Annotated in this window: 21 protein-coding genes, 1 other RNA gene and 1 pseudogene; 15 read left to right on the top strand and 8 right to left on the bottom strand. The window is 34.5% G+C overall.

Going from position 1 to position 20,295, the window contains the following annotated elements; genetic code table 11:
• Nucleotides 1-23 precede the first annotated feature (23 nt).
• The gene (gene recU, locus MHI57_RS05945) at nucleotides 24-644 is read right to left on the bottom strand and encodes a Holliday junction resolvase RecU (RefSeq protein WP_340975381.1); all 621 of its coding nucleotides are present in this window, start codon (nucleotides 642-644) and stop codon (nucleotides 24-26) included.
• 319 nt (nucleotides 645-963) lie between these two features.
• Between recU and MHI57_RS05940 the strand changes: the two genes are divergently transcribed.
• Together MHI57_RS05940 and MHI57_RS05935 are read left to right on the top strand one after the other, a co-directional pair.
• Entirely contained in the window at nucleotides 964-1,224 is a 261-nt protein-coding gene (locus tag MHI57_RS05940; protein WP_224937460.1) for a hypothetical protein, read from the top strand.
• An 81-nt stretch (nucleotides 1,225-1,305) separates the two neighbouring features.
• Complete coding sequence (locus MHI57_RS05935) at nucleotides 1,306-1,668, top strand: DUF1798 family protein (RefSeq protein ID WP_340975380.1); 363 nt, start codon at nucleotides 1,306-1,308, stop codon at nucleotides 1,666-1,668.
• 178 nt (nucleotides 1,669-1,846) lie between these two features.
• On the opposite strand, the gene MHI57_RS05930 is transcribed toward MHI57_RS05935, so the two are convergent.
• Complete coding sequence (locus MHI57_RS05930) at nucleotides 1,847-2,059, bottom strand: YppF family protein (RefSeq protein WP_095372800.1); 213 nt, start codon at nucleotides 2,057-2,059, stop codon at nucleotides 1,847-1,849.
• A gap of 298 nt (nucleotides 2,060-2,357) precedes the next feature.
• Between MHI57_RS05930 and MHI57_RS05925 the strand changes: the two genes are divergently transcribed.
• Nucleotides 2,358-2,933 (top strand): YppG family protein, encoded by a 576-nt coding sequence (locus tag MHI57_RS05925; RefSeq protein WP_251161907.1) that lies wholly within the window; start codon nucleotides 2,358-2,360, stop codon nucleotides 2,931-2,933.
• Nucleotides 2,934-3,152: 219 nt separating this feature from the next.
• On the opposite strand, the gene MHI57_RS05920 is transcribed toward MHI57_RS05925, so the two are convergent.
• Nucleotides 3,153-3,383, bottom strand: a complete 231-nt coding sequence (locus tag MHI57_RS05920; RefSeq protein ID WP_340975379.1) for a hypothetical protein — start codon at nucleotides 3,381-3,383, stop codon at nucleotides 3,153-3,155.
• Nucleotides 3,384-3,402: 19 nt separating this feature from the next.
• A complete protein-coding gene (locus MHI57_RS25040) occupies nucleotides 3,403-3,537 on the bottom strand; it encodes a tyrosine-type recombinase/integrase (protein WP_445293194.1) in 135 nt (44 codons plus the stop codon).
• Between MHI57_RS25040 and MHI57_RS05915 the strand changes: the two are divergent.
• Together MHI57_RS05915 and MHI57_RS05910 are read left to right on the top strand one after the other, a co-directional pair.
• Nucleotides 3,537-4,112, top strand: a pseudogene (locus MHI57_RS05915) (site-specific integrase). The gene MHI57_RS25040 and the pseudogene MHI57_RS05915 sit on opposite strands and share 1 nt — an antisense overlap.
• A 459-nt stretch (nucleotides 4,113-4,571) precedes the next feature.
• Nucleotides 4,572-4,802, top strand: coding sequence for a hypothetical protein (locus tag MHI57_RS05910; protein WP_340975378.1), 231 nt, complete (start codon nucleotides 4,572-4,574; stop codon nucleotides 4,800-4,802).
• Nucleotides 4,803-4,974: 172 nt separating this feature from the next.
• On the opposite strand, the gene MHI57_RS05905 is transcribed toward MHI57_RS05910, so the two are convergent.
• Together MHI57_RS05905 and MHI57_RS05900 are read right to left on the bottom strand one after the other, a co-directional pair.
• Entirely contained in the window at nucleotides 4,975-5,637 is a 663-nt protein-coding gene (locus MHI57_RS05905; RefSeq protein WP_251161904.1) for an ABC transporter ATP-binding protein, read from the bottom strand.
• Nucleotides 5,634-6,854 (bottom strand): peptide ABC transporter permease, encoded by a 1,221-nt coding sequence (locus MHI57_RS05900; protein WP_340975376.1) that lies wholly within the window; start codon nucleotides 6,852-6,854, stop codon nucleotides 5,634-5,636. Before MHI57_RS05900 ends, MHI57_RS05905 begins: the two co-directional genes overlap by 4 nt.
• 1,460 nt (nucleotides 6,855-8,314) lie before the next feature.
• On the opposite strand from MHI57_RS05900, the gene MHI57_RS05895 reads away from it, so the two are divergent.
• Both MHI57_RS05895 and MHI57_RS05890 read left to right on the top strand, forming a co-directional pair.
• Nucleotides 8,315-9,181 (top strand): ABC transporter permease subunit, encoded by an 867-nt coding sequence (locus tag MHI57_RS05895; RefSeq protein ID WP_307313084.1) that lies wholly within the window; start codon nucleotides 8,315-8,317, stop codon nucleotides 9,179-9,181.
• Nucleotides 9,174-11,492, top strand: a complete 2,319-nt coding sequence (locus MHI57_RS05890; RefSeq protein ID WP_340975373.1) for an ABC transporter permease — start codon at nucleotides 9,174-9,176, stop codon at nucleotides 11,490-11,492. Before MHI57_RS05895 ends, MHI57_RS05890 begins: the two co-directional genes overlap by 8 nt.
• 28 nt (nucleotides 11,493-11,520) lie before the next feature.
• Here MHI57_RS05890 and MHI57_RS05885 read toward each other — a convergent pair whose 3' ends face one another.
• Nucleotides 11,521-11,967 carry an Hsp20/alpha crystallin family protein gene (locus MHI57_RS05885; RefSeq protein ID WP_095372803.1) on the bottom strand — a complete coding sequence of 149 codons (447 nt, stop codon included), beginning with the start codon at nucleotides 11,965-11,967 and terminating at the stop codon, nucleotides 11,521-11,523.
• A gap of 173 nt (nucleotides 11,968-12,140) precedes the next feature.
• Between MHI57_RS05885 and MHI57_RS05880 the strand changes: the two genes are divergently transcribed.
• Together MHI57_RS05880 and MHI57_RS05875 are read left to right on the top strand one after the other, a co-directional pair.
• Entirely contained in the window at nucleotides 12,141-14,405 is a 2,265-nt protein-coding gene (locus tag MHI57_RS05880) for a DEAD/DEAH box helicase (RefSeq protein WP_095372804.1), read from the top strand.
• Between the two features lie 16 nt (nucleotides 14,406-14,421).
• Nucleotides 14,422-15,678, top strand: coding sequence for a ribonuclease H-like domain-containing protein (locus tag MHI57_RS05875; protein ID WP_095372805.1), 1,257 nt, complete (start codon nucleotides 14,422-14,424; stop codon nucleotides 15,676-15,678).
• A 22-nt stretch (nucleotides 15,679-15,700) separates the two neighbouring features.
• Here the strand turns inward: MHI57_RS05875 and MHI57_RS05870 are convergent, their stop codons facing one another.
• Nucleotides 15,701-16,114: a VOC family protein gene (locus MHI57_RS05870; RefSeq protein ID WP_095372806.1), complete on the bottom strand. Its 414-nt coding sequence runs from the start codon at nucleotides 16,112-16,114 to the stop codon at nucleotides 15,701-15,703.
• 443 nt (nucleotides 16,115-16,557) lie between these two features.
• On the opposite strand from MHI57_RS05870, the gene MHI57_RS05865 reads away from it, so the two are divergent.
• The 6 genes from MHI57_RS05865 (at nucleotide 16,558) to MHI57_RS05840 (ending at nucleotide 20,233) form a co-directional block, all read left to right on the top strand.
• Nucleotides 16,558-16,809, top strand: a complete 252-nt coding sequence (locus MHI57_RS05865) for a CotD family spore coat protein (protein WP_095372807.1) — start codon at nucleotides 16,558-16,560, stop codon at nucleotides 16,807-16,809.
• Between the two features lie 409 nt (nucleotides 16,810-17,218).
• Entirely contained in the window at nucleotides 17,219-17,782 is a 564-nt protein-coding gene (locus MHI57_RS05860; protein WP_340975371.1) for a DUF1273 domain-containing protein, read from the top strand.
• 86 nt (nucleotides 17,783-17,868) lie between these two features.
• On the top strand, nucleotides 17,869-18,177 hold the full coding sequence (gene gpsB / locus MHI57_RS05855) for a cell division regulator GpsB (RefSeq protein WP_095372809.1): 309 nt from the start codon (nucleotides 17,869-17,871) through the stop codon (nucleotides 18,175-18,177).
• Nucleotides 18,178-18,254: 77 nt separating this feature from the next.
• Nucleotides 18,255-18,642: RNase P RNA component class B (rnpB, locus tag MHI57_RS05850), an RNA gene on the top strand.
• A 166-nt stretch (nucleotides 18,643-18,808) separates the two neighbouring features.
• The gene (locus MHI57_RS05845) at nucleotides 18,809-19,957 is read left to right on the top strand and encodes a THUMP domain-containing class I SAM-dependent RNA methyltransferase (protein WP_285840841.1); all 1,149 of its coding nucleotides are present in this window, start codon (nucleotides 18,809-18,811) and stop codon (nucleotides 19,955-19,957) included.
• Between the two features lie 108 nt (nucleotides 19,958-20,065).
• Nucleotides 20,066-20,233, top strand: coding sequence for a hypothetical protein (locus tag MHI57_RS05840; RefSeq protein ID WP_157733946.1), 168 nt, complete (start codon nucleotides 20,066-20,068; stop codon nucleotides 20,231-20,233).
• Nucleotides 20,234-20,295: the final 62 nt, after the last annotated feature.

The raw sequence follows: 20,295 nt of genomic DNA, 5'->3' as shown, positions 1-20,295 counted from the left end.
GTCCTTCCTTTCTATCTCAAACCTTATGTTGAGCTATCAAGCTGATAAATGTTATCTAATATCTTAATATAATCAATTCTCGGTTGAAAGCCAAGTATTATGCGATGCCCTTTTTCTATCACTTCATCCTTTGTCATCGATTTCCTTCCGCCATTTTCCATGCGTTCCCAAAAAACGAGTAATTCCTTAGCTTCTAGTAAAAATAACTCGTCAGTTGTCGAAAAGCGTAAAATGACAAAGCAAATGCCCCTTTGTTTAATGATGTTCCTCATATGTTCAATTTGATGCAAATGGAAGTTATTAAAAGGAAATGAAGTGGTGTTTTTAGTTTCCTTTGCTTCGAAATCAATATACTTACCCTTGTAAATGCCGTTATAGTCAGTTGTCGATGCCTGTTTAAAGTATGCTTCTTTAATGACGGCAGCACTTCTTGCAGGGTAATCCACTTGAACAATCTGTACTGGTGTTGGTTTCTTGTGTATGACCGCGATCCCTCTATCTAAGTAATATTGGTTGCTGTCGTTTATATCGTCCTCCAATGTCATACCTCTTTTACCATATGACGGATTCTTGCGTTTTCTTTTTTCTAATGTGCTTTTTTCTGCAGGTACATATTTCCTCCCGTTCGGGTAATGAAATGCCATAGACTTCACCTCACAAACTATACCTTATCATACCAGAAGCAAGATGTAATCGGGTGGTCAAAAAGCACTAATCCAACAAGGTGTACTTGTTTTGTAATATTTGACGTAATAGAAGGCAAAAATGTTTCATTTTCTTTTCAGTGTTGCCGTTTAGTCATATTTTCAAACGTTTATTCATATGCTGTCGAAAGAAGGTCATTATATAAAAAATCCTTCTTTCTTTGCCGAATCAGTTCTAGTTTTGTCAATCGCAAAGGAGAAAAAAATAGGAAAGCGAATGTACATTATATCAAAGACGCGACCTTAAAGGAGGCATGACTTGTCAATGAAACCCAATATGACAGAAAAACAAGAATTATTACTCATGCTAGAGGATATCTATAATCAATTGGAGGCTTTAGAGACAGCTGTGCAAAAGAATCTACAACAATTAAAGTTCAATCAACAAGAAGAACAAATAGAAAAAGTAGAAGCGTGTCATAAAAAGTTAGAGGAATTAGAAAGATTTCCGATGGACGAGCTTCATCAACAAGATACGACGGATTCACATTTTGTGAAATACAAACTTGGTTATCGCTAATCATTTACGAGTAGTATAGTCGTAAGCTACAATAAGGTTAGCTCATCTATGATTTTTACAGAATGACTGGAGATGAACATGATGAACAAGCTAGCCAAACACTCAAAAGAGATATTAATGCATTTGGAATGGATAGAGAAGCGCTATATAGATGGTAGAAAAGAAAATAAGAAAGCGGATTTTTTCGGCGAAGTTAAGCCTTATGCAGACAAGGTGAAACAAGAGTTGGATGTATGGCAGGAAGAAGCACTTCATTTTTTACAGTCCAAAGCAACGAAGAAGCTGTGGCCGATGCAAATTAATTCCGCCTATGACCAAATTGAAACATGCTCCATTCAAGCCTTTTATCCTGAAACAAGTAAATCGAGATTTACAAATCAATTGCAGTCTGCAAAATATGTTGTTGAGACGTTGTTAAGAATTGTAGAAGAAAGTGAAGTGTGAACAAGACTAAGACTGAGGATTTAAAGGTCCGAACTTTGGGCGAATGAAATAATCGAGCGACTTTTTCTTACAAAGAATGAGAGGAAAAGGGAGAGCAGGATTCAGTATAAATAATAGAAGGAAAAAGGAGTCACTAAAAAGTGACTCCTTTTTCCTTCTGAGTTATGAATGTTTTTTCCTATTTCATAGTAATTAGGGATCCGTCTTTAAAAAAACTTTCAGGAATGACAGCACCTAATGATTCTAATTCACGAACAAGATTTCGATAATCCAAAATGGAAATTTCATTGTGGATATAAGCTCGTTTAGAGAAATCTAGTAGTTGGTTCGCGTGATCTGGCTTAACTTCCTTCACTTGTTGAAACTTCTGCTTTAGCTCGTGAATATTCATTTGAATCTTCCTCCCCCAAATAATGAAATAATCTTAAAAGGATACTCATCCAATCATGCGATGAAATATGAAGTTTTAAAGAAATGTAGGAAAAAACAAATCTTTAAATTTATAGTAACACGAAATAAATAGATTGTTTATTTTTCAAAAATTTAAACTTCCGACAAAGTTCAACAATTAATGACAGATTGAAAAGGAAGGATATCTTGTTTAAAATGGAAATATTATTGAGGATAATCACCTAATTCGCCTATTCATCATACAGTATAATGATGATGAATAAGGAGGATGTTTGCCCATGTTTGGCCGTAAAAGAAATGAGAAAAGTAAACGAAATATGCCTGTTGCATGGAGCTTTAATCCATATTATGCACCTTACCAATCTAATATGTCCTACCCTACTGAAATAAGACAACTGCCGGTAATGCAGTCCGTTCCACACCCAATAATGAATGGACAACAACAGCCATTATGGAATCAATCTCAAATAAATTATGCTTACACGAATAACTATCCCTATCAGACAATTCCATATGGGAATATGTATCCACCTCAACATGATGTAAATAATCACCAACCAAACTACCCTTTACAGGATAGTCCGAATTATTTTCACAATCCACTCGAGCCCAATGAACAGCCGGTAAATAAATCTTATAATATGCAAAGCCAATATAACACCATGAACCCGTATCCAAAACAATCTTTTGTTGCGAAACAACCTAATAATGTTCAATCGATTATGAATAGCTTTAAGTCACAAGATGGTTCACTTGATTTTAATAAGATGATGGATACAGCGGGACAAATGATGAATGCTGTAAACCAAGTGTCGTCAATGGTAAAAGGGGTCGGTGGTTTCTTTAAGGTGTAGGGTTTAAGCGCTCCTCAATACTTAGTTGCTCACAATTTGACCACTTTTCATAGCTTTCGAGAATTGGTCTATTAGATTTTGTTGCATTTCTGGTAGAACATGAGAATAAGTATCTAGTGTAATCTTAACGCTAGAATGTCCTAACCTATCGGCCACTAGTTTTGGTTTACGCCCATTTGTAGTAAAATAGTGGCTTGGGTATGTCTAAGGTCGTGAAACCTAATCAGGGAGCTTGGACTGTCTAATGAACCGAGAAAATAATTGGTTTACTGCAGTAGGGTTTATGAACTCGCCCGTTTCTTGTGCAAAAACCATATTATGTTCTTTGTAGACAGTCCCAAACTTCATCTTTTCAATGTTTTGTTTTACTTTTTGCTTTTTTAAAACTCTTATAAGATCGTCATCTATATATATTGTTCTAACAGATGAAGGTGATTTGGGAGATTGCAAGAGAAATTCTCCTGTTTTTTTATATAGTTCTATTGACTTTTAATTTTCTAGATTCAAAATCAACATCTTCCCAAGTTAACCCGAGAATTTCTCCCTTTCTCATGCCGGTATGTGCTGGAAGCCATAGAAGAATATTAAAAGGGAGTTGTTGCATTGAACACCGTTAAACCTATACGTGATTTAGAGAAAGTTGCTGCAATGAAAGAAGTCTTGATGAACCAGCATGAAAGGAATTACTTTTTATTCGTATTAGGGATTAATACCGGTCTTAGAATAAGTGATTTGCTTAAGTTGAAGGTAGGTGATGTGAGAAACAAAAACCATATCGTTATAACTGAGCAAAAGACTGGTAAATTGAAACGGTTTAAGATTAACAACGATCTAAAGCGCCATATTACGGATTTTACCGTTAAGAAAGAGAAGCAGAGTATTTGTTTAAGTCCAGAAGAGGATACGCCCGTATACACCGAGTGCAAGCTTGGAAGATATTAAATACTGCTGCCAAAGAGGTGGGCTTAGATGAAATCGGCAGGCACACCCTTAGAAAGACATTCGGATATCATTTTTATCAAAAGTATAAGGATGTTGCAGTTCTTCAACAGATATAATCATTCATCCCCATCTGTCACTATGAGGTACATCGGAATTAATCAGGACATTATAGATGAAGCTGTGGATGATTTAGTTTATAAAATTGTCCAGTTTCTAATTCAGGCGCGTTATATGTAATGTAAGTTATTTAAGAAATAGACTTTGTATTATGTTTCGTTAAGTAGTTGTTATAAAGTTCACGATTTTATCAATCCTTATCAAGATCATTCTTAAAAAAGGAATTAGAACTTATGTTATCTTCTTTAATTCCTAGTTTATCCTTTATCGTTGTTAGATCTCTTAGGATTTTATGAGTATTAATTAATGCAGTAATAGAGGCAAAAAAAGTTAATGCTAAGAAAATAATTAATATTATGTTGATCAAGTTATCGCACCTCAAAGTCTTTAACTATATATTACCATATTTTGGTCTTACACCTTCTGAATTAGGTGAACGGATGAACGAAATTGCTAAACAAGGATATAAAAGAGTGTTTCAAAGTAGTATTGAATGGTATCAAGGAAAAGGAGAATGGGGAGTCATTACATTTGAATTAAACGAGGACTAATAAACACGATAAGCAAGGAAGTGAACAAATGTCATATCTTTCGCAAATAGAATGGGTTTATGACCAATTACAATCTTTAAGTGCTGAAACATTAATTAAAATTATTGATGAACTAGAACTAGATATACCCAACAATACGTATAAAGAAATAACAACAGATGTTTACAATAAAGCAAAATCAGGGTCACCCATAACTCATAAGCAGAAAAGAGTTTTAGTGAATCTTATTGGGCAACCAAGATTTTATAACCAATACTAAATATAACTCTTTTAATGTGCTATATGTAATTATGATTCTTATTTAGGCCATGCTAGATAAACAGCAAAAAGTATGAGAATGATTCCTAGCACTAAAAAAACTTGTATAAAAAATGCCGTTTGTGAAGAATATGCCAAGGATAAATGACATGATCATTGCAATGAACCCCATTTTATTCATTCCTTTCGAGAGTAATTATACGTTCATGCCGATTGGCTACATCTAAATCATGAGTCACTGTAATAACAGTAGTATTAAATTCTTTATTCATATCAAATAGTAGATTGATAATTTTCTCTTTATTTTCCGAGTCTAAAGACGCAGTTGGTTCATCTGATAAAATTATTTGGGGATTCATAATTACGGCCCTAGCAAAAACGGCCCTAGATCGTTGGCCCCCAGAACAATCAAGTGGTTTTTTTTTCAAAATGGGCTCAATCCCAATTTTATTAGTAATCCGTTTAAAGCGCTCTTGTACAGTTAGATTTTTTTCAACGTTACCATACATAAGCGGCAATTTAATATTATCCTCTATGGTCAAAGAATTAATAAGCGAGGACTCCTGGAGAACAAAACCAATTTTTTGATTACGCCACTCAGCTAGTTTATTTCGTGATAAATCCTTAACAGGTGAATCAAAAAGCCTATAATTCCCTTGATATTTTGTATCAAGTAGGCCAAGGATATTAAGTAAAGAAGTTTTTCCAACTCCAGACTCTCCTACAATAGAAAGTCTTTCCCCAGGTTTCACTTCCAAATCAAAGTCATTTAGAATAGAAAAACCTTTCTTCTTAAATGTTTTTTTCTGGATTTCTAGCTTAATTATACTATTCATTGTAACACCCCTACGGATATCGGAATACTTTTAATTTTTTTTATCGTAAGTTCAACAATCACAAATGCAATAATAACATCTATAAAAAGAACAATAAGTAAAGCCATCCAATCCATGCTTATTAAGCCAAATATTCCGTAAGTAGCAAAAGTTGAATCGTTTCTTAACCAAGAGCCGTATCTATTATAAGCGGTTATCACAGATAATATGATTAGAATAATAGAGAACAATATTCCAAAATAGCTATAGAAAATTGCTCTTAGTTTGGAATAACTTAATCCAACTAATAAATTGATTGTAAAATCTCTTATCATTAATCGAACACTCACCAAATTATTCCATATAGCGAGACCTACAATGATTATAGTTAAAATAAGGGTGATAGTACAGATGATTATTAATGAATTTAAATAATAATCTTCAAAGAAATCAAAGTTTTCTTGTTGATTAAAAAAGTTAAACTCTAAACCTACATTTACCTTGATATTTTCTCTTAAATTCATTGCTTCTTCTTTTGTCGAATCAAGAAGCACAAGGTCCATTAAACCATTAACGTGGAGGTCAAGACCCGCATTTTGAATAAATTCTTCATTAATAGGTAGAAAAATTGAAAAGTTATGATAATTCTTTGAGTTGGGAGCATAAAAATTAGAACTTTGAGTATTCTTCTTCAAGACTCCTTGAACTTTTAAATTAACTAGTTGTTGGGTCACAGGATCTGTAATCTCAATATTTGACCCTACAGGATATGTTGTGGCCAAACCTGCACCTACTAAAATAGGTATATCATCTTTATTAAATTTATAATTGAAGTTTAAGTGGTCTCCTTGAGATAATTTCAATTGATTTATCTTATAAGCCTCCTCATCGATATAATTGAAAGGAACTTCCATCTTATGTTCATTAGGTAAAGAAGTAACAAAACCATCGACTCGCAGAGCATAAGTGTAATTGTTGTTTAAGTATTCATATACTTTTTGTGTATCTTCTATATTAATTTCATTGAAATCAGCTTCACTATCTGGGTCTAGATTAGCAATAATAGTCCCTTCTTGATTTAGATTTTCCATTTCTCCATAGCCTTGAAAAGTTGATATAACTGAACGAACAGTTGTAAAAGAAAGATAATTGGCTAAAAAAAGTAATGTTATCATACCCAAAACAAGTATCGGTCTTTTTAAAAATATTCTAAGTATAAAAAAACGTAAAATTCTCATTCTTTTTCCACCTTAGCTGCACTAATTAATATATATATAATAAAAATAAAAACTAAGTAGAGATTACTGGTAACATTCAACTCTAAATAGAAGTTTAATAAGAGTGACAGTAAAAAACTAAACACTAATATAGTTAGACTATTCAAGATATATCGAATTACAACATTTACCATTGTATCTCCTACGAGTATTCGGCAGGATATTTCTGTTTTCTTACGATTTAAAAATTGATAGTGAAATACTATTATAATAAATGTAAGAAAAATATTTATTACAAGTTGATACTCTATAATACTTTCTAAAAAAGACTCTAAAATAAAAGAATCTCCTAAATCCAAAGTTTGTACATAAATAAATATTAAATTTGTAGAAAAACACATTAGATAGATAGCAAACGCCTCAATAACGTCGATAAATCTAAATAAAGAATATTTCAATAGTATCACCTTTTAGTTGACATCAACTACGTAGTTATTATTCATAATTAAAGTAATGCGGTATTTTATAAGATTTAAAAGTCGAATCGGGCCCTGTAGAAAAGTACCTATCAGGCCCGAACGATTTTCTATATTATATTGGATTTTCTTAAAAAAATTATGAATATTAAAATTATAGAAAATTATTTTTTTGCTCCACGACTCCAAGAAAATTTCGTAGTATACTTGTCTCCCCATCTTAAATCGTCCCAAACAGAACCTGTCACTTTGCTAGAATAGGCGGTTTTGTTTAGCAAAGTTTTACCATTTCGTGAGTATTTAAACGAAGTAGACTTATAAGACGAACTAGAGTAATTCCAGGCAGCCCCATTATACCTAATTTCAAGAACTTCTTTAGTAGAGACTCAACTAGAAGAATTTCCGAAAGAGGCACCAAACGCTGTATTTGCACCTAGTCCAATTGAACCAACTGCCAATACCGAGCAAATAAGTCTTGTCATTTTCTTTTTTATATTTCATCCTTACTTTCCATTATTTGTTTATTACGAGTATAAAAATAACATAATTTTCTTTAAACTACAATATTTGGTATGTAAAAAATATAATTTTTTACAAATAATATAATGATTAACAGATATCTTATTAATATGATAGAACTACAATCCACCAATCTTTGTAATTAATTATATATGATTCTGAGTATGAAAATGAAAGTTTTACCAATAAAAATTTAGCTAAAAAAAGGTAGGAGGAGTTAATTACCAACAAACCGCCATGTGACCGCAAAAAATCACATGGCTTTTTATGATGACTTGTTTCAGACATGTCATCATAAAAAAGAGGTAATGCACAGTAATATTTGGCCGCCCTTTTTTCTTCCATTTGAAGGGCTATTTAATAAATATAAATCTGAATGAAAAGTCCTGTATTCGGAAATGGGGGAATTATCAAAAAAATATTGACAATAATGTAGGAAAGATGAAAAATAGTTAGCATGACGAAAGAAGCAGAAGGGGGAAAGAAATGGTTCGTTATATCCAGCAAATGATTATCGTCATCTTTCTTATTTTATTTCTAGCAACTTTACCATCAATCGTTTTAGTTAACCCTACTAATGGTACGGTTAGTTTGAATTTTGCTCAATTTCCATCAATGGTAGGAAATTTCTTTAAAGAGTTGAGCACCGGCAGCTTAGGTACATATTATGTAGGGATGGAGCAAAGGTCGATTGCTTCAGAAATTGGAGATAATTTTTTCACTTCCTTTTATATTGTTTTTGTGGGTGTATTACTTTCAATTCTATTAAGTTTATTATTCGGTATTTTCTTAAGTCGATTTTACTTAACAAAAATTTTCCGTGTCATGATGAATATTATCTCAACCATTCCAGATTTTATTTTTATTATTTTTGCTCTACTCTTTGCGGTGAATATTTATAAATGGACGGGCTTTAGAGTCGTCTCCTTTTTACCGAATGGAGGTGCATTGAATATTTGGTTCCCGATGGTTCTTGTTGCGATTGCTCCTTCTATTTATCTATTTAAATTGATTTCTGAGAGGTACTTTTTAATAGCTGGAGAAGATTATATTCGTACAGCTGTAGCAAAAGGCTTGAAAGTTGATCGTATTAATTTTCAGCATGTGTATAAAAATATTGAGCCGTTTCTCGTAGCTGATTTGGTGAAAGTTTTATCCCTTGCCATCGGTAATTTATTTATTGTGGAATATTTGCTCAACGTGTCAGGTCTAACCAAGTTTGTTTTTCAAAGTTTTGGTGATCCTCAGCCTATTGCCATCGGGCTATTTGGCATGCTATTCATTTCTCTACTTGTCTTTGTAGTTATTAGACTTTTACTTTATTTATTTAAACGAGGGTTTATTTATGAATAAGATATATAATCGAAATTACGCATTGTATTTAGGGATAGTTAGTGTAACGATTGTCTTATTTTTTACGGTATTTGGTCCGAAAATAGCACCACACTCCATCTTCATGGCCTTAGAGGTGAAGTATATTGATGGCGATGTCATTTCACCACCATTAAAACCATTTGAATCAATGGCTTACCCTTTAGGGACTGATCGGTGGGGGTACGATTTATTATCAATGATACTTTATGGTTTGCGATATACGGTGTGGATTGCCATTGCAGTTGCTACGATAAAGATGATAATCGGTACAGTACTGGGGATGTTTATTGGTACATGGAAAAAAACACCGTCTTTCATTATCGCTTTTGAAGGAGCTTGGAGTTATGTACCTGCATTTTTAATTTTATATTTCTGCTTGTTGCCTATTAATTTTGGTTCTATATTGGAAACGCCTATTCTTATAGCATATTTCATCGTTATTGCCTCACTTATTGGTACTCCTAGTATCGTATCTTCTGTTCGGCAAAAAACAGCTGAAATTTATAAAAGAGATTTTGTTTTGGCATCAATGACTCTTGGTGCAAAGAGGTGGAGGCTGTTATGGCGTAACGTGTTTCCCCAATTAAAAGAATCTTTACTTGTGATGTTCACAATGGAAATTGTTTATGTGATTACAATCATGGGACAGTTAGCTTTATTAAATATTTTTATCGGTGGAACGATTGTTAGAAATGATCCTGTTATCTATTTATCGGTTACAAAAGAATTATCTGGTCTTGTTGGACAAGCGAGAGAGAATTTGATGGGCAATCAATATATATTAATGGTGCCACTTATCATTTTGTTAATAACCACGATATCTTTTAGCTTATTAACCGCGGGGTTAAAAAATAAATTCCAAACAGATTATGCTAGAATGCCTTGGATCAAAACTGGAATTAAACCAAAAGGGAGACCAACACGAAAAAGATTAGGAGAAAAGCGATTTTTAAACTTTAGTTTACATAAAGTAGGTTTTGCTATCCTTTTACTATTATTTGTTTTAGGTGGTATATTTGTTAATCAATATAGTGATTCGAAAATTGGTGTAACAAATGAAAATAAAGGAGACTATTCTTTAGAGCTTTCCATGGAAAGTGCAAATGAGTTTACAGTGAAAGAAGAAGTGTCAGTTAAGAACGAATCAGAAGATAAATGGAAAGAGCTCATTTTTTTTGCACCGAGAAATTTAGCTCAATTAGAACTGAATGAAATCATTGTAAACCAGGAAAATCTACCATATGAAATAAAGGATGACGTTTATTACATTACGTTACCTAAAAAATGGCAAGGCGAGAGTCAATTTGATGTGCAATTTAACTATAGAATGAGAGGAATAGAGGATGCTGATATTTTCCAAGACTGGTATTTTACCTTAGCACCATATAAAAACGGAAGATGGGCAGAAGCGACAAAAGATAATCCATATATTCATCATCATCATGCATTATTGTCTTCATTTAAAGTGAGTTATGACCTTCAACCAGGATATACATTTATATCTTCTGCTATTGAGAATGACAAGGAAGAGGTTTCCATCGATGATGTGAAGAATTTCTCCTTTTCTATTGTATCTGATAATTGGGAGAAAAGTGAAAGGATTACACAAAAGGATACGCAGGTTAGCTTTTTGCATCAATCTTCATCACGGAAGGACTTAGCTGAAGAAGAGATCATGGCAGTTTTTGATTATTTTGAAGAGGCGATAGCACCTCTACCATTTAAGCAAGCAGATATTTTTATTAGCGATTCCTTGGAAACTGAGAGTGTGCCTGGTATGGTCATGCTGAATCCAGAAGAAGCTCGGAATCCATATATATTAGCTAAAGAGGTGGCTGCTCTCTATTATGCATCGGCTATCAGTCAGGATCCTCAAAATGATAGCTGGATTGGATCGGGTCTATCGCATTTAGCTGCTTATCAATACGGCGTTGATCAAGGTGAGGAAAGTAAGCAACAGGCTTTGGCTTACTTACAAGAAGAAATAGGGGGATTAGAAAAGCATGTGAATGGAAGCCAAGTATCCAATACCAATATCAATGAGGTTGAACATGAAGCCATATTAAATGCACAACCTGCTTGGGAAATAATCGAATTAATCGAAGAACATTACGCTTATAGAGGGATTAGTCCCGAAGAAGTAGGTGAGAAATATTTATCTTCCTTTTACGAACAGTTTGCCGGAAGAGAAGTAGATACTGAAATTTTCCTTCAGTTTACACGAGACTACTTCAGTGTACCTTCAGGAGCTTTTAATCAGTGGTTAAATACAGAAGCAAGTAGAAAATAGATTTACTACTTGCTTTACAGTCATTATATTATTGTAAGCTGATCCTTTTACCTTTTGGTTTAGGCACTTTTACGATGAGTAAGCCATTTGTGTGAGAAGCTTGAATGGTGCTTTCATCGATAATAAAAGGTAAAGGGATCGTCCTAGTTGATTGTTGGAATGCCTGTTTTTTTTGATATATTTGTTGTAAGTCATCTTCACTTGTCTCAATATCGAGTCGGTGAATCGTAATTTTAATATAATTATTAATGGCATTCAATTCAATTTGTTCACGGTTTATGCCTGGTAGTTCCGCTTTTATAATATAATCATCGGCGTTTTCATTTACTTCTACATGAAAAGAAGTAGCGAAAGGAAACGGATTTTTAAAAAAGTCGTCCATTGTCTGCATGAAGTTTTTTACAGGTTTATCATGAAAAAACTGATTCATGGATTTCATTAAATCTCCGAACGGCTCCTTTCTTTTTTCACTCATGTAACTCCCTCCCAAATAAATCAAACATTCCTTTTATTCTATGCACTCGATAAAGTTTGGGTGATTTTAAAACTCAAATAGGCTAGATGGAATAATATTCTAATAAATAAATCGTAAAAAAACCTTTTTCTGCGAACGTTTATTCGCTAGAATAAAGTGATGAGGTGAAGAACGTGAAGGTGAAAAAGAATTTACAAGAACTGATTAAAGAGCTCAAGCAATCCGATAAATTTGGAGAACAAATAACGTATTGGCATACATTGGAAGAGAAGGAAGCGCAAGTAGCGGATATGCCGATTGGACTAGATCCTCATTTAATGAGCGCCTTAGAAAAAAGAGGAATATCCCGTCTGTATACTCATCAGCGCTCAAGTTACGATGCCGTTATGGCTCATCAGTCCATTGTTGCTGTTACACCAACAGCGTCGGGAAAGACCTTATGTTACAATTTGCCAGTATTGCAGACTATCATAAATAATCCACAAGCAAGGGCCCTATATTTATTTCCTACAAAAGCACTTGCTCAGGATCAGAAAATGGAAATCAATGAATTGATTGAAGAGTCATCTCTTTCCGTTAATAGCTATACATATGATGGTGACACGCCTTCAAATATTAGACAAAAAGTGAGAAGAGCTGGCCATATTGTTATGACTAATCCGGACATGCTTCATTCAGCAATTCTTCCACATCATACGAAATGGGTATCATTATTTGAAAATCTTCGTTTTATTATTATTGATGAATTACATATTTATCGCGGTGTATTTGGTTCTCATGTAGCCAATGTTCTACGGAGGTTATTAAGAATCTGTGAGTTTTATGGAAGTAAACCCGTTTTTATATGCACTTCTGCGACTATTGCCAATCCCCTTGAACTTGCAGAGGAGCTAACAGAAACAAATATGAAATTAATTGACAATAATGGTGCGCCGAGCGGCCGTAAACATTTTGTGTTTTATAATCCACCGCTTGTCAATAAGCCATTAAATATAAGGAGAAGTGCGACACTCGAGGTAAGAAGGCTAGCAAGTGAAATGCTAATGAATAAAGTACAAACGATTATTTTTGCTAAAAGCCGTGTGAGAGTGGAAGTATTACTTAAGTATTTACAAGAGCTAGTCAAGCATAAGATTGGACCGAAAGCAATCAGAGGTTATCGTGGCGGTTACCTTCCATCTGAGAGAAGATCGATTGAAAAGGGTTTGCGTCATGGAGAGATATATGGAGTTGTCAGTACAAACGCACTCGAACTTGGCGTCGATATTGGTCAGCTGCAAGTTTGTATTATGACTGGTTATCCAGGGACAATTTCTAGTACTTGGCAGCAAGCTGGTAGAGCTGGGCGTAGACATAGTGAATCACTCGTTATTATGGTTGCTAGCTCAAACCCATTAGATCAATATATCATTGATCATCCTGATTATTTCTTTAAACGAAATCCAGAAACAGCAAGAATCAATCCAGATAATTTAATCATTCTCATTGATCATATTAAATGTGCTGCCTATGAATTGCCTTTTAAGAAAGGAGAGTCATTTGGTCGCTTTGAAACTGAAGAAGTATTAGAATATTTATCTGAAGAACAGGTACTGCACGAAAATCAAGACAAGTATTATTGGATGAATGATTCTTTTCCAGCTCATAATGTCAGTTTACGGTCCGCATCGCAAGAGAATGTTGTCATAATCGATCAATCAGATGTGGCGAATGTGAAGGTGATTGGTGAGATGGACCGTTTTTCTGCGATGACATTGTTACATGATGAAGCCATCTATCTCCACCAAGGTACTCAATTTCAAGTTGAGTATTTAGATTGGGAAGAGAAAAAAGCTTTTGTACGAGAAGTGGCAGTCGATTATTATACAGACGCCAACTTAGCTGTCGAATTAAAAGTATTAGAGGAAGATAAAACAAAGCGAATTGGAAACGAACAGATTGGCTATGGTGATGTGAGTGTAACGGCAATGGCAACGATATTCAAAAAAATTAAATTTGATACGCATGATAACATCGGCTCTGGACCCATTTCTTTACCAGAAGAAGAATTGCATACAAGTGCTACGTGGGTGACCTTTTTTGCAGAAGGATTGATGTTCGGAAAAGAACGACTGGAGCAAGGTTTAATTGGAGCCGCTCATGCCCTTAAAGCAATCGTGCCATTATTCGTTATGTGTGATCAGACGGACGTTCATGTCGTTCCGCAAGTAAAAGCTATTCATAATGAAAAACCAACATTATTTTTCTACGATAAATACCCTGGCGGTGTAGGATTAAGTGAGAAAGTCTACGATGAAATTGATCAACTAATAAGAGAAGCCATCTCAATGATTGAGAGATGTCCTTGTGAAACGGGTTGTCCTTCTTGTATTGGAACAGATCTTTCTTCTGAGACGGCTAAAGGTGATGTGTTAAAGTTATTTCAAACATGGCTATAAGGAGTAGGTGAGAAGTGTGTCATTAAAAAATAAATTGAATCGTTTACAATCACATATGTCTCATACTACCGAAAAAAAAGTAGAAGTAGAGCAGAAGTCCCCATCCGTTTTCCCTTTCCAAGACGTATGGCAACAACACCATGTTTCGCCTTATCATGATATAGAAGGTAGTACTTGTCTCATTAGAGAAATTCATTATCCCCTAGATTATTTACATGGAAATTACCGCTTTCAAGAATTATACAAGGTCATTGAAAAATGGAACGAAACTACCGAGTGTCACCCGTTAACAGCGAGAGGCCATCAAGCAGAGGATTTGTTCTTTTTTGATACTGAAACGACAGGGCTTGGAGGTGGAGTAGGCAATACGATTTTCTTATTAGGGTATGCGAGCGTGAGTCGAAAAGGCGTCACTTTAAAACAACATATATTACCTGACCCTGGAGGAGAAATCGCTTTATATAAAAGCTTCTTAGAATCAATTGATTATACAACCATGGTGACCTATAACGGTAAAGCGTTTGATTGGCCCCAGTTACAAACACGGCATACATTAATTCGAGAACATTTACCCAAACTACCGCCATTCGGTCATTTTGATTTATATCATGCTTCAAGAAGGTTATGGAAACATAAACTTGAGCGGACGAAGTTATCTATTGTTGAAAGAGAAGTATTAGGAGTAAAAAGAGAGGATGATATCCCAGGTTATCTTGCGCCGATGATTTACTTTGATTATTTAGATACTAAAAACCCTGAAGGCATGCTAGGTATAATGAAACATAATGAAATAGACATCCTCTCACTGATCACATTATATATCCACTTGTCTAACCAATTACTAGGGTTAGATAAAGAGCAAACCACAAGAGAAGCCTATGAGACAGCAAGGTGGTTTAGCTCTATTGGTGAAATCAAAAAAGCGCAAGAGGGGTATGAAGAATTAGCACAAATGAATGATGTGGCAGGTATAAAAGCGAAACATCAGCTGGCTTGGCAGTTAAAAAAGAAAAAGCAATGGGGGAAAGCAGCAGAGTTATGGCAGATGGTTTCCTCTGATGGTGATGACCAAGAAAAATTTAGCGCATGTGTTGAGTTGGCAAAAATATATGAACACAGGCTGCCTGATCTCATGAGAGCGATACAATATACAGATAAGGCGTTAAAGCAAATTGAAACGAAAGAGAAATATAAAAAGCATAAAGAGAGTCTGTATAAACGGCGTGAAAGACTCTTAAGGAAATTACAGAAAAGGATCCACCAGGATGAGTAATTGTCCCGGTGGAAAGCTTTGTTTATATACCTGAAGTATTCATTAAAATGACTCCCCAGCCATCAGGGTCTGCAAATGTGAAACCCTTCTCCTCCCAGTACGGGTTCTCTGGTAAAACAGAGTGGTATCCCAAGCTATGCAACCTATTTTTTATTTCTAGGATTTCTGATAATTGAGGAATATAAAAAACTAATAGGTCTTCTTTTGTAGGTGAAGGAACAGGCTGTCCAGATTCGTGTTGGATTATTTCTAAGTGATAACTAGCATTTGGTAAACCAATCATTATACCTTGATATCCACTATGACCTTGGAAAGACCCTATCTTTTGTAACCCTAAACCGCTGCAATAAAACCGTTCTATTTCTGTTAGTTGATTTGTCGGACGTGCGACTCTTACTTGAGCAACAGCTGCGCCGTTTGACCATATCTTTGTCATTGGAAAACCTCCATTTCTTTCTTCAATCCTATTATAGAAAGAGGAAAGGTTCTTTGCCGACAGATTGCTGTCTGAAATTTTATAAGACTTTAGACTTACTTCGTTTGCGACATTCGGATTTGTATTTGTAAAAAAACACCACTAAAAAGGACAACTTTCTTAGTTGTTTTATAAGATATTTCCTTGTACAATATTCCGTGTATGAAATGAATGCTAATTGCGAGGATGATATTTAAATGTACAGAGCTATTTTATATATTTTCTTTTTTGTCGTTATTATTACAGCCGTGTTTATGACCACGATGAAGGATAGTTTTTATAGTTTACTATTTATATAATGAAATAATTTGGGTGCGATTATAGGTGAATTTCTCAGGGCAGATTTCCTAACTTCTCATAGAATGAAAAAAAGGTTTTTTTATCGATTGAGAGGAGAGATTTTTATGCACCAATTTCCACCTAAACCAAATGACTTGCAACCGATTGTTCATCCAACTAATCATCATGTTAACCATGTTTATGAGACCATCATTATTCCACATTTTCATCCCAGTCATACGACAACAGTGAAACATATTAATTATCAGCATGTACATTTCAATCATCCTTCTTCAGAAGTACCGGCTTTACATGGGCAAGTACCGTATCGCCCTTTGCCAGTTCATCCTTTCAACAGAAGGTTTAGAAGATATTGAACATGAATCACTAAAGGGCTCATAATATTGTATGGGTCCTTTTTTAATTATTCACTAATAGCGTGAGAAAAAGAATATACAACATGTATTTGAAGGGCATATTATGATTGAATTTCGGTTTGCTATCCGAACTTTCTCAATAATGAGCAAAGTGAGGAAAGAAAGCTGAGAAACTTGCTCGTAAATATACGATTAATGTAGGAATAAAAATAAAGCTGGTTTAAAAAGTTCACTTATTAGAAAAGATTGGTTCGACATATAAGGGAAGAGAAACTCTATCATTTCCAGGTATCATCACGTTAAAACTAAAGATATCTTGTCCTCTCTTTATAATCTTTCGATTTAAATAAGGGAATATGTTAAAATTAGGCTAATAAGTATTTGAAATAGACGCAAGGAGAAGTTAAAATTGGTAAAAGTAACCACTGTATCAGGTTATAAGCCTTTCGAATTAGGAATTTTTAAAAAAGATGAACAAGCAGTGACGTATATTAAAAGAGCCATAAAAAAACAATTGCTTTCATTACTTGATGAAGGATTAGAGTGGGTGCTCATTAGTGGACAGCTTGGAACGGAGCTATGGGCTGCAGAGGTCGTGTACGAGTTGCAGGAGGAAGGATTTGAACACTTACAGTTAGGTGTGATTACACCTTTTTTAAATGTAGAGGGGAATTGGAAAGAAGATAATAAGGAATGGTATGAATCAATTGTAGCAAGTGCTGATTATGTTGATGCAGTTTCGCGTAAGCCTTATGAAAATCCTAATCAATTTAAAATGAAAAACATTTTTCATCTATCGAAGAGTGATTGTCTTATCCTTTTTTATGATACGGAAAAAGAAGGGTCTCCCAAATATTTATTTGAAGAGGCACTTAATTATCAAAATAAAAAAAATTACTCCATACATCAAATCTCGTTTTATGATATACAATTAATAGTAGAAGAAGATCAAATGACCCAAGATGGATTTTAACGCGTGAAACCGATAAATTAAATTGACAAAAGTGTTGTTATTTGAAAAAATAAAGAATACTATTGGCGATACTAGAGGTGAGTATAATGCTATCTGATAAAGTAAAATTAACAAGTAAGGATATATTAGAAAAAGAATTTAAAACCGCCATGAGAGGCTACAAACCTGAAGATGTAGATAAGTTTTTAGATTTAATTATTAAAGATTATGAAACCTTCCACACTGAAATTGAAGAATTACAACATGAAAACTTGAAATTAAGAAAAGAACTTGAGGAGTCTAATAATAAAAGACCACAAGCAGCTTCTCAACCAGCTGGTACAACAAATTTTGATATCCTTAAAAGGTTATCAAATTTAGAGAAGCATGTATTTGGGAGTAAATTGTACGATTAATTAAACATTAGTGACTTTCAAAAAAGCCCTTGCTATTCATAAGAATATTACATATAATATTCGTTGTATCATTAATAACGTTCGGGTAATCGCTGCAATTTTTTAAATTGTAGAGGAAAGTCCATGCTCACACAGGCTGAGATGCCAGTAGTGTTCGTGCCTGGCGAAGACATAAGCTAGGGCAACTTTAACAGTTGACGGCAGGGAAAATACCTAAGTCTTTTTAAAGATAGGGTATGAATACCTATAAAAGTGCCACAGTGACGAAGTCTTCTCAGAAATGAGAAGAGTGGAACGAGGTAAACCCCGCGAGTGAGAAACCCAAATTATGGTAGGGGCACTTTCCTAAAGGAAATGAACTGATAGGAAGGACAGGCGTATTCGTCTGTAGATAGATGATTACCACTATGTACGAGGCAATACATTGCCGTTTGTAGTACGTAGAACAAAACATGGCTTACAGAACGGAATTAATGTAAAAAAAGAAATTATAGGCTCTCCTATTATAAGGAGAGCTTTTCTTTCAATTAAAGAATAGAAATCAGTTAATTAGGTGTACTTTAATAAACGAAATTATATGCTTAGACTTAATAAACTTGCTGTTAAGCGAGACCGAATAAGAGATAAAAGGATGAACGTTGTGTCTAAATTTCAATTGATTGCCACCTCTGCAATGGGGCTAGAGGCACTTGTAGCCAAGGAAGTTCGTGCGCTTGGCTATGAATGTCAAGTTGATAATGGAAAAATCACTTTTGAAGGTGATGCGCATGCGATTGCACGAAGCAATATGTGGTTAAGAACTGCTGATCGTATCAAAATCAAAGTGGGAGAATTTAAAGCAAAAACTTTTGATGAATTATTTGAGAAAACAAAGGCTTTACCATGGGAAGCATTTCTTCCGGAAAATGCAGAGTTTCCTGTTTCGGGTAAATCCGTTAAGTCCAAACTATTCAGTGTTCCTGATTGTCAAGGAATTGTAAAAAAAGCGATTGTCGAACGATTGAGGCATCATTATAAAACAAATGGTTGGTTAGATGAGAATGGCCCATTGTACAAGATTGAAGTGGCTCTTCTTAAGGATGTAGCAACAATAACAATCGATACGAGTGGAAGTGGATTGCATAAAAGAGGTTATCGAACTGGACAAGGTGAAGCGCCAATAAAGGAAACTTTAGCAGCTTCACTGATCATGCTTACTAATTGGCATCCAGACAAACCATTTGTCGATCCTTTTTGCGGGTCAGGAACGATACCTATTGAAGCTGCTTTAATAGGTCAGAATATCGCTCCTGGTTTTAACAGAGAATTTGTTTCAGAAGGTTGGGGCATTATCCCTACTAAAGTTTGGGATGAGGTAAGAATGGAAGCGGAAGATCTTGCTAATTATGATCAACCACTAGACATTACTGGAACGGATATCGATCATCGAATGGTGAAAATTGCTGAAGAGAATGCTTTTGAAGCGGGACTTGGCGATCTTGTGCAATTTAAACAGATGCAAGTACGTGATTTTACAACAACAAAGGACTACGGTGTCATTGTAGGAAATCCGCCATATGGTGAGCGGTTAGGTGATAAACCAGCAGTCCAAAGAATGTATAAAGAAATGGGTGAAGCTTTGTCTTTACTTGATACATGGTCTATTTATATCCTTACTTCTGATGAAGAATTTGAACAAGTGTTTGGAAAACCTGCAACAAAGAAAAGAAAACTTTTTAATGGGTTTATTAAAACAGACTACTATCAATATTGGGGCAAGCGACCTCCACGCAATAATTAATGGACTCTCCATGAGATTTATGATTGTATTTCTCTTTTTAAAGCAGGTATATGATGCCATAAAAGTGAATAGAATACATATATCGAATGGTTCATGGAGGTCATGATAATGAAAGATACGCAAATTGATTTTCACAAAATAATGCAAGCAATTGATGGATCTATACAAGCGATATCAACAGATCAAATGAAAGATAGTGATGCACTAAAAAAATTGCAATCTGCCCAACAAGAAATTAGGCATGCATTATCGTATTCATTATCAAAAATAAATTAAAGAGATAGTAATCGCTTATCGAAACCTTGTATGATTGAGGGGTTTCGACTTTTTTTTGCTAC

The organism is Cytobacillus sp. FSL K6-0129 (assembly GCF_038007625.1).
GTDB lineage: Bacteria > Bacillota > Bacilli > Bacillales > Cytobacillaceae > Cytobacillus > Cytobacillus kochii.
Note: the sequence above shows the minus strand (reverse complement) of the source record. Positions and strands in the feature narration are given on the sequence as shown.

Coding starts and splice junctions, on each gene's coding strand:
- recU (WP_340975381.1), bottom strand. CDS start 644: ATGGCATTTCATTACCCGAACGGGAGGAAATATGTACCTGCAGAAAAA.
- MHI57_RS05935 (WP_340975380.1), top strand. CDS start 1,306: ATGAACAAGCTAGCCAAACACTCAAAAGAGATATTAATGCATTTGGAA.
- MHI57_RS05930 (WP_095372800.1), bottom strand. CDS start 2,059: ATGAATATTCACGAGCTAAAGCAGAAGTTTCAACAAGTGAAGGAAGTT.
- MHI57_RS05925 (WP_251161907.1), top strand. CDS start 2,358: ATGTTTGGCCGTAAAAGAAATGAGAAAAGTAAACGAAATATGCCTGTT.
- MHI57_RS25040 (WP_445293194.1), bottom strand. CDS start 3,537: ATGCAACAACTCCCTTTTAATATTCTTCTATGGCTTCCAGCACATACC.
- MHI57_RS05910 (WP_340975378.1), top strand. CDS start 4,572: ATGTCATATCTTTCGCAAATAGAATGGGTTTATGACCAATTACAATCT.
- MHI57_RS05905 (WP_251161904.1), bottom strand. CDS start 5,637: ATGAATAGTATAATTAAGCTAGAAATCCAGAAAAAAACATTTAAGAAG.
- MHI57_RS05900 (WP_340975376.1), bottom strand. CDS start 6,854: ATGAGAATTTTACGTTTTTTTATACTTAGAATATTTTTAAAAAGACCG.
- MHI57_RS05895 (WP_307313084.1), top strand. CDS start 8,315: ATGGTTCGTTATATCCAGCAAATGATTATCGTCATCTTTCTTATTTTA.
- MHI57_RS05890 (WP_340975373.1), top strand. CDS start 9,174: ATGAATAAGATATATAATCGAAATTACGCATTGTATTTAGGGATAGTT.
- MHI57_RS05885 (WP_095372803.1), bottom strand. CDS start 11,967: ATGAGTGAAAAAAGAAAGGAGCCGTTCGGAGATTTAATGAAATCCATG.
- MHI57_RS05870 (WP_095372806.1), bottom strand. CDS start 16,114: ATGACAAAGATATGGTCAAACGGCGCAGCTGTTGCTCAAGTAAGAGTC.
- MHI57_RS05865 (WP_095372807.1), top strand. CDS start 16,558: ATGCACCAATTTCCACCTAAACCAAATGACTTGCAACCGATTGTTCAT.
- gpsB (WP_095372809.1), top strand. CDS start 17,869: ATGCTATCTGATAAAGTAAAATTAACAAGTAAGGATATATTAGAAAAA.
- MHI57_RS05845 (WP_285840841.1), top strand. CDS start 18,809: ATGAACGTTGTGTCTAAATTTCAATTGATTGCCACCTCTGCAATGGGG.
- MHI57_RS05840 (WP_157733946.1), top strand. CDS start 20,066: ATGAAAGATACGCAAATTGATTTTCACAAAATAATGCAAGCAATTGAT.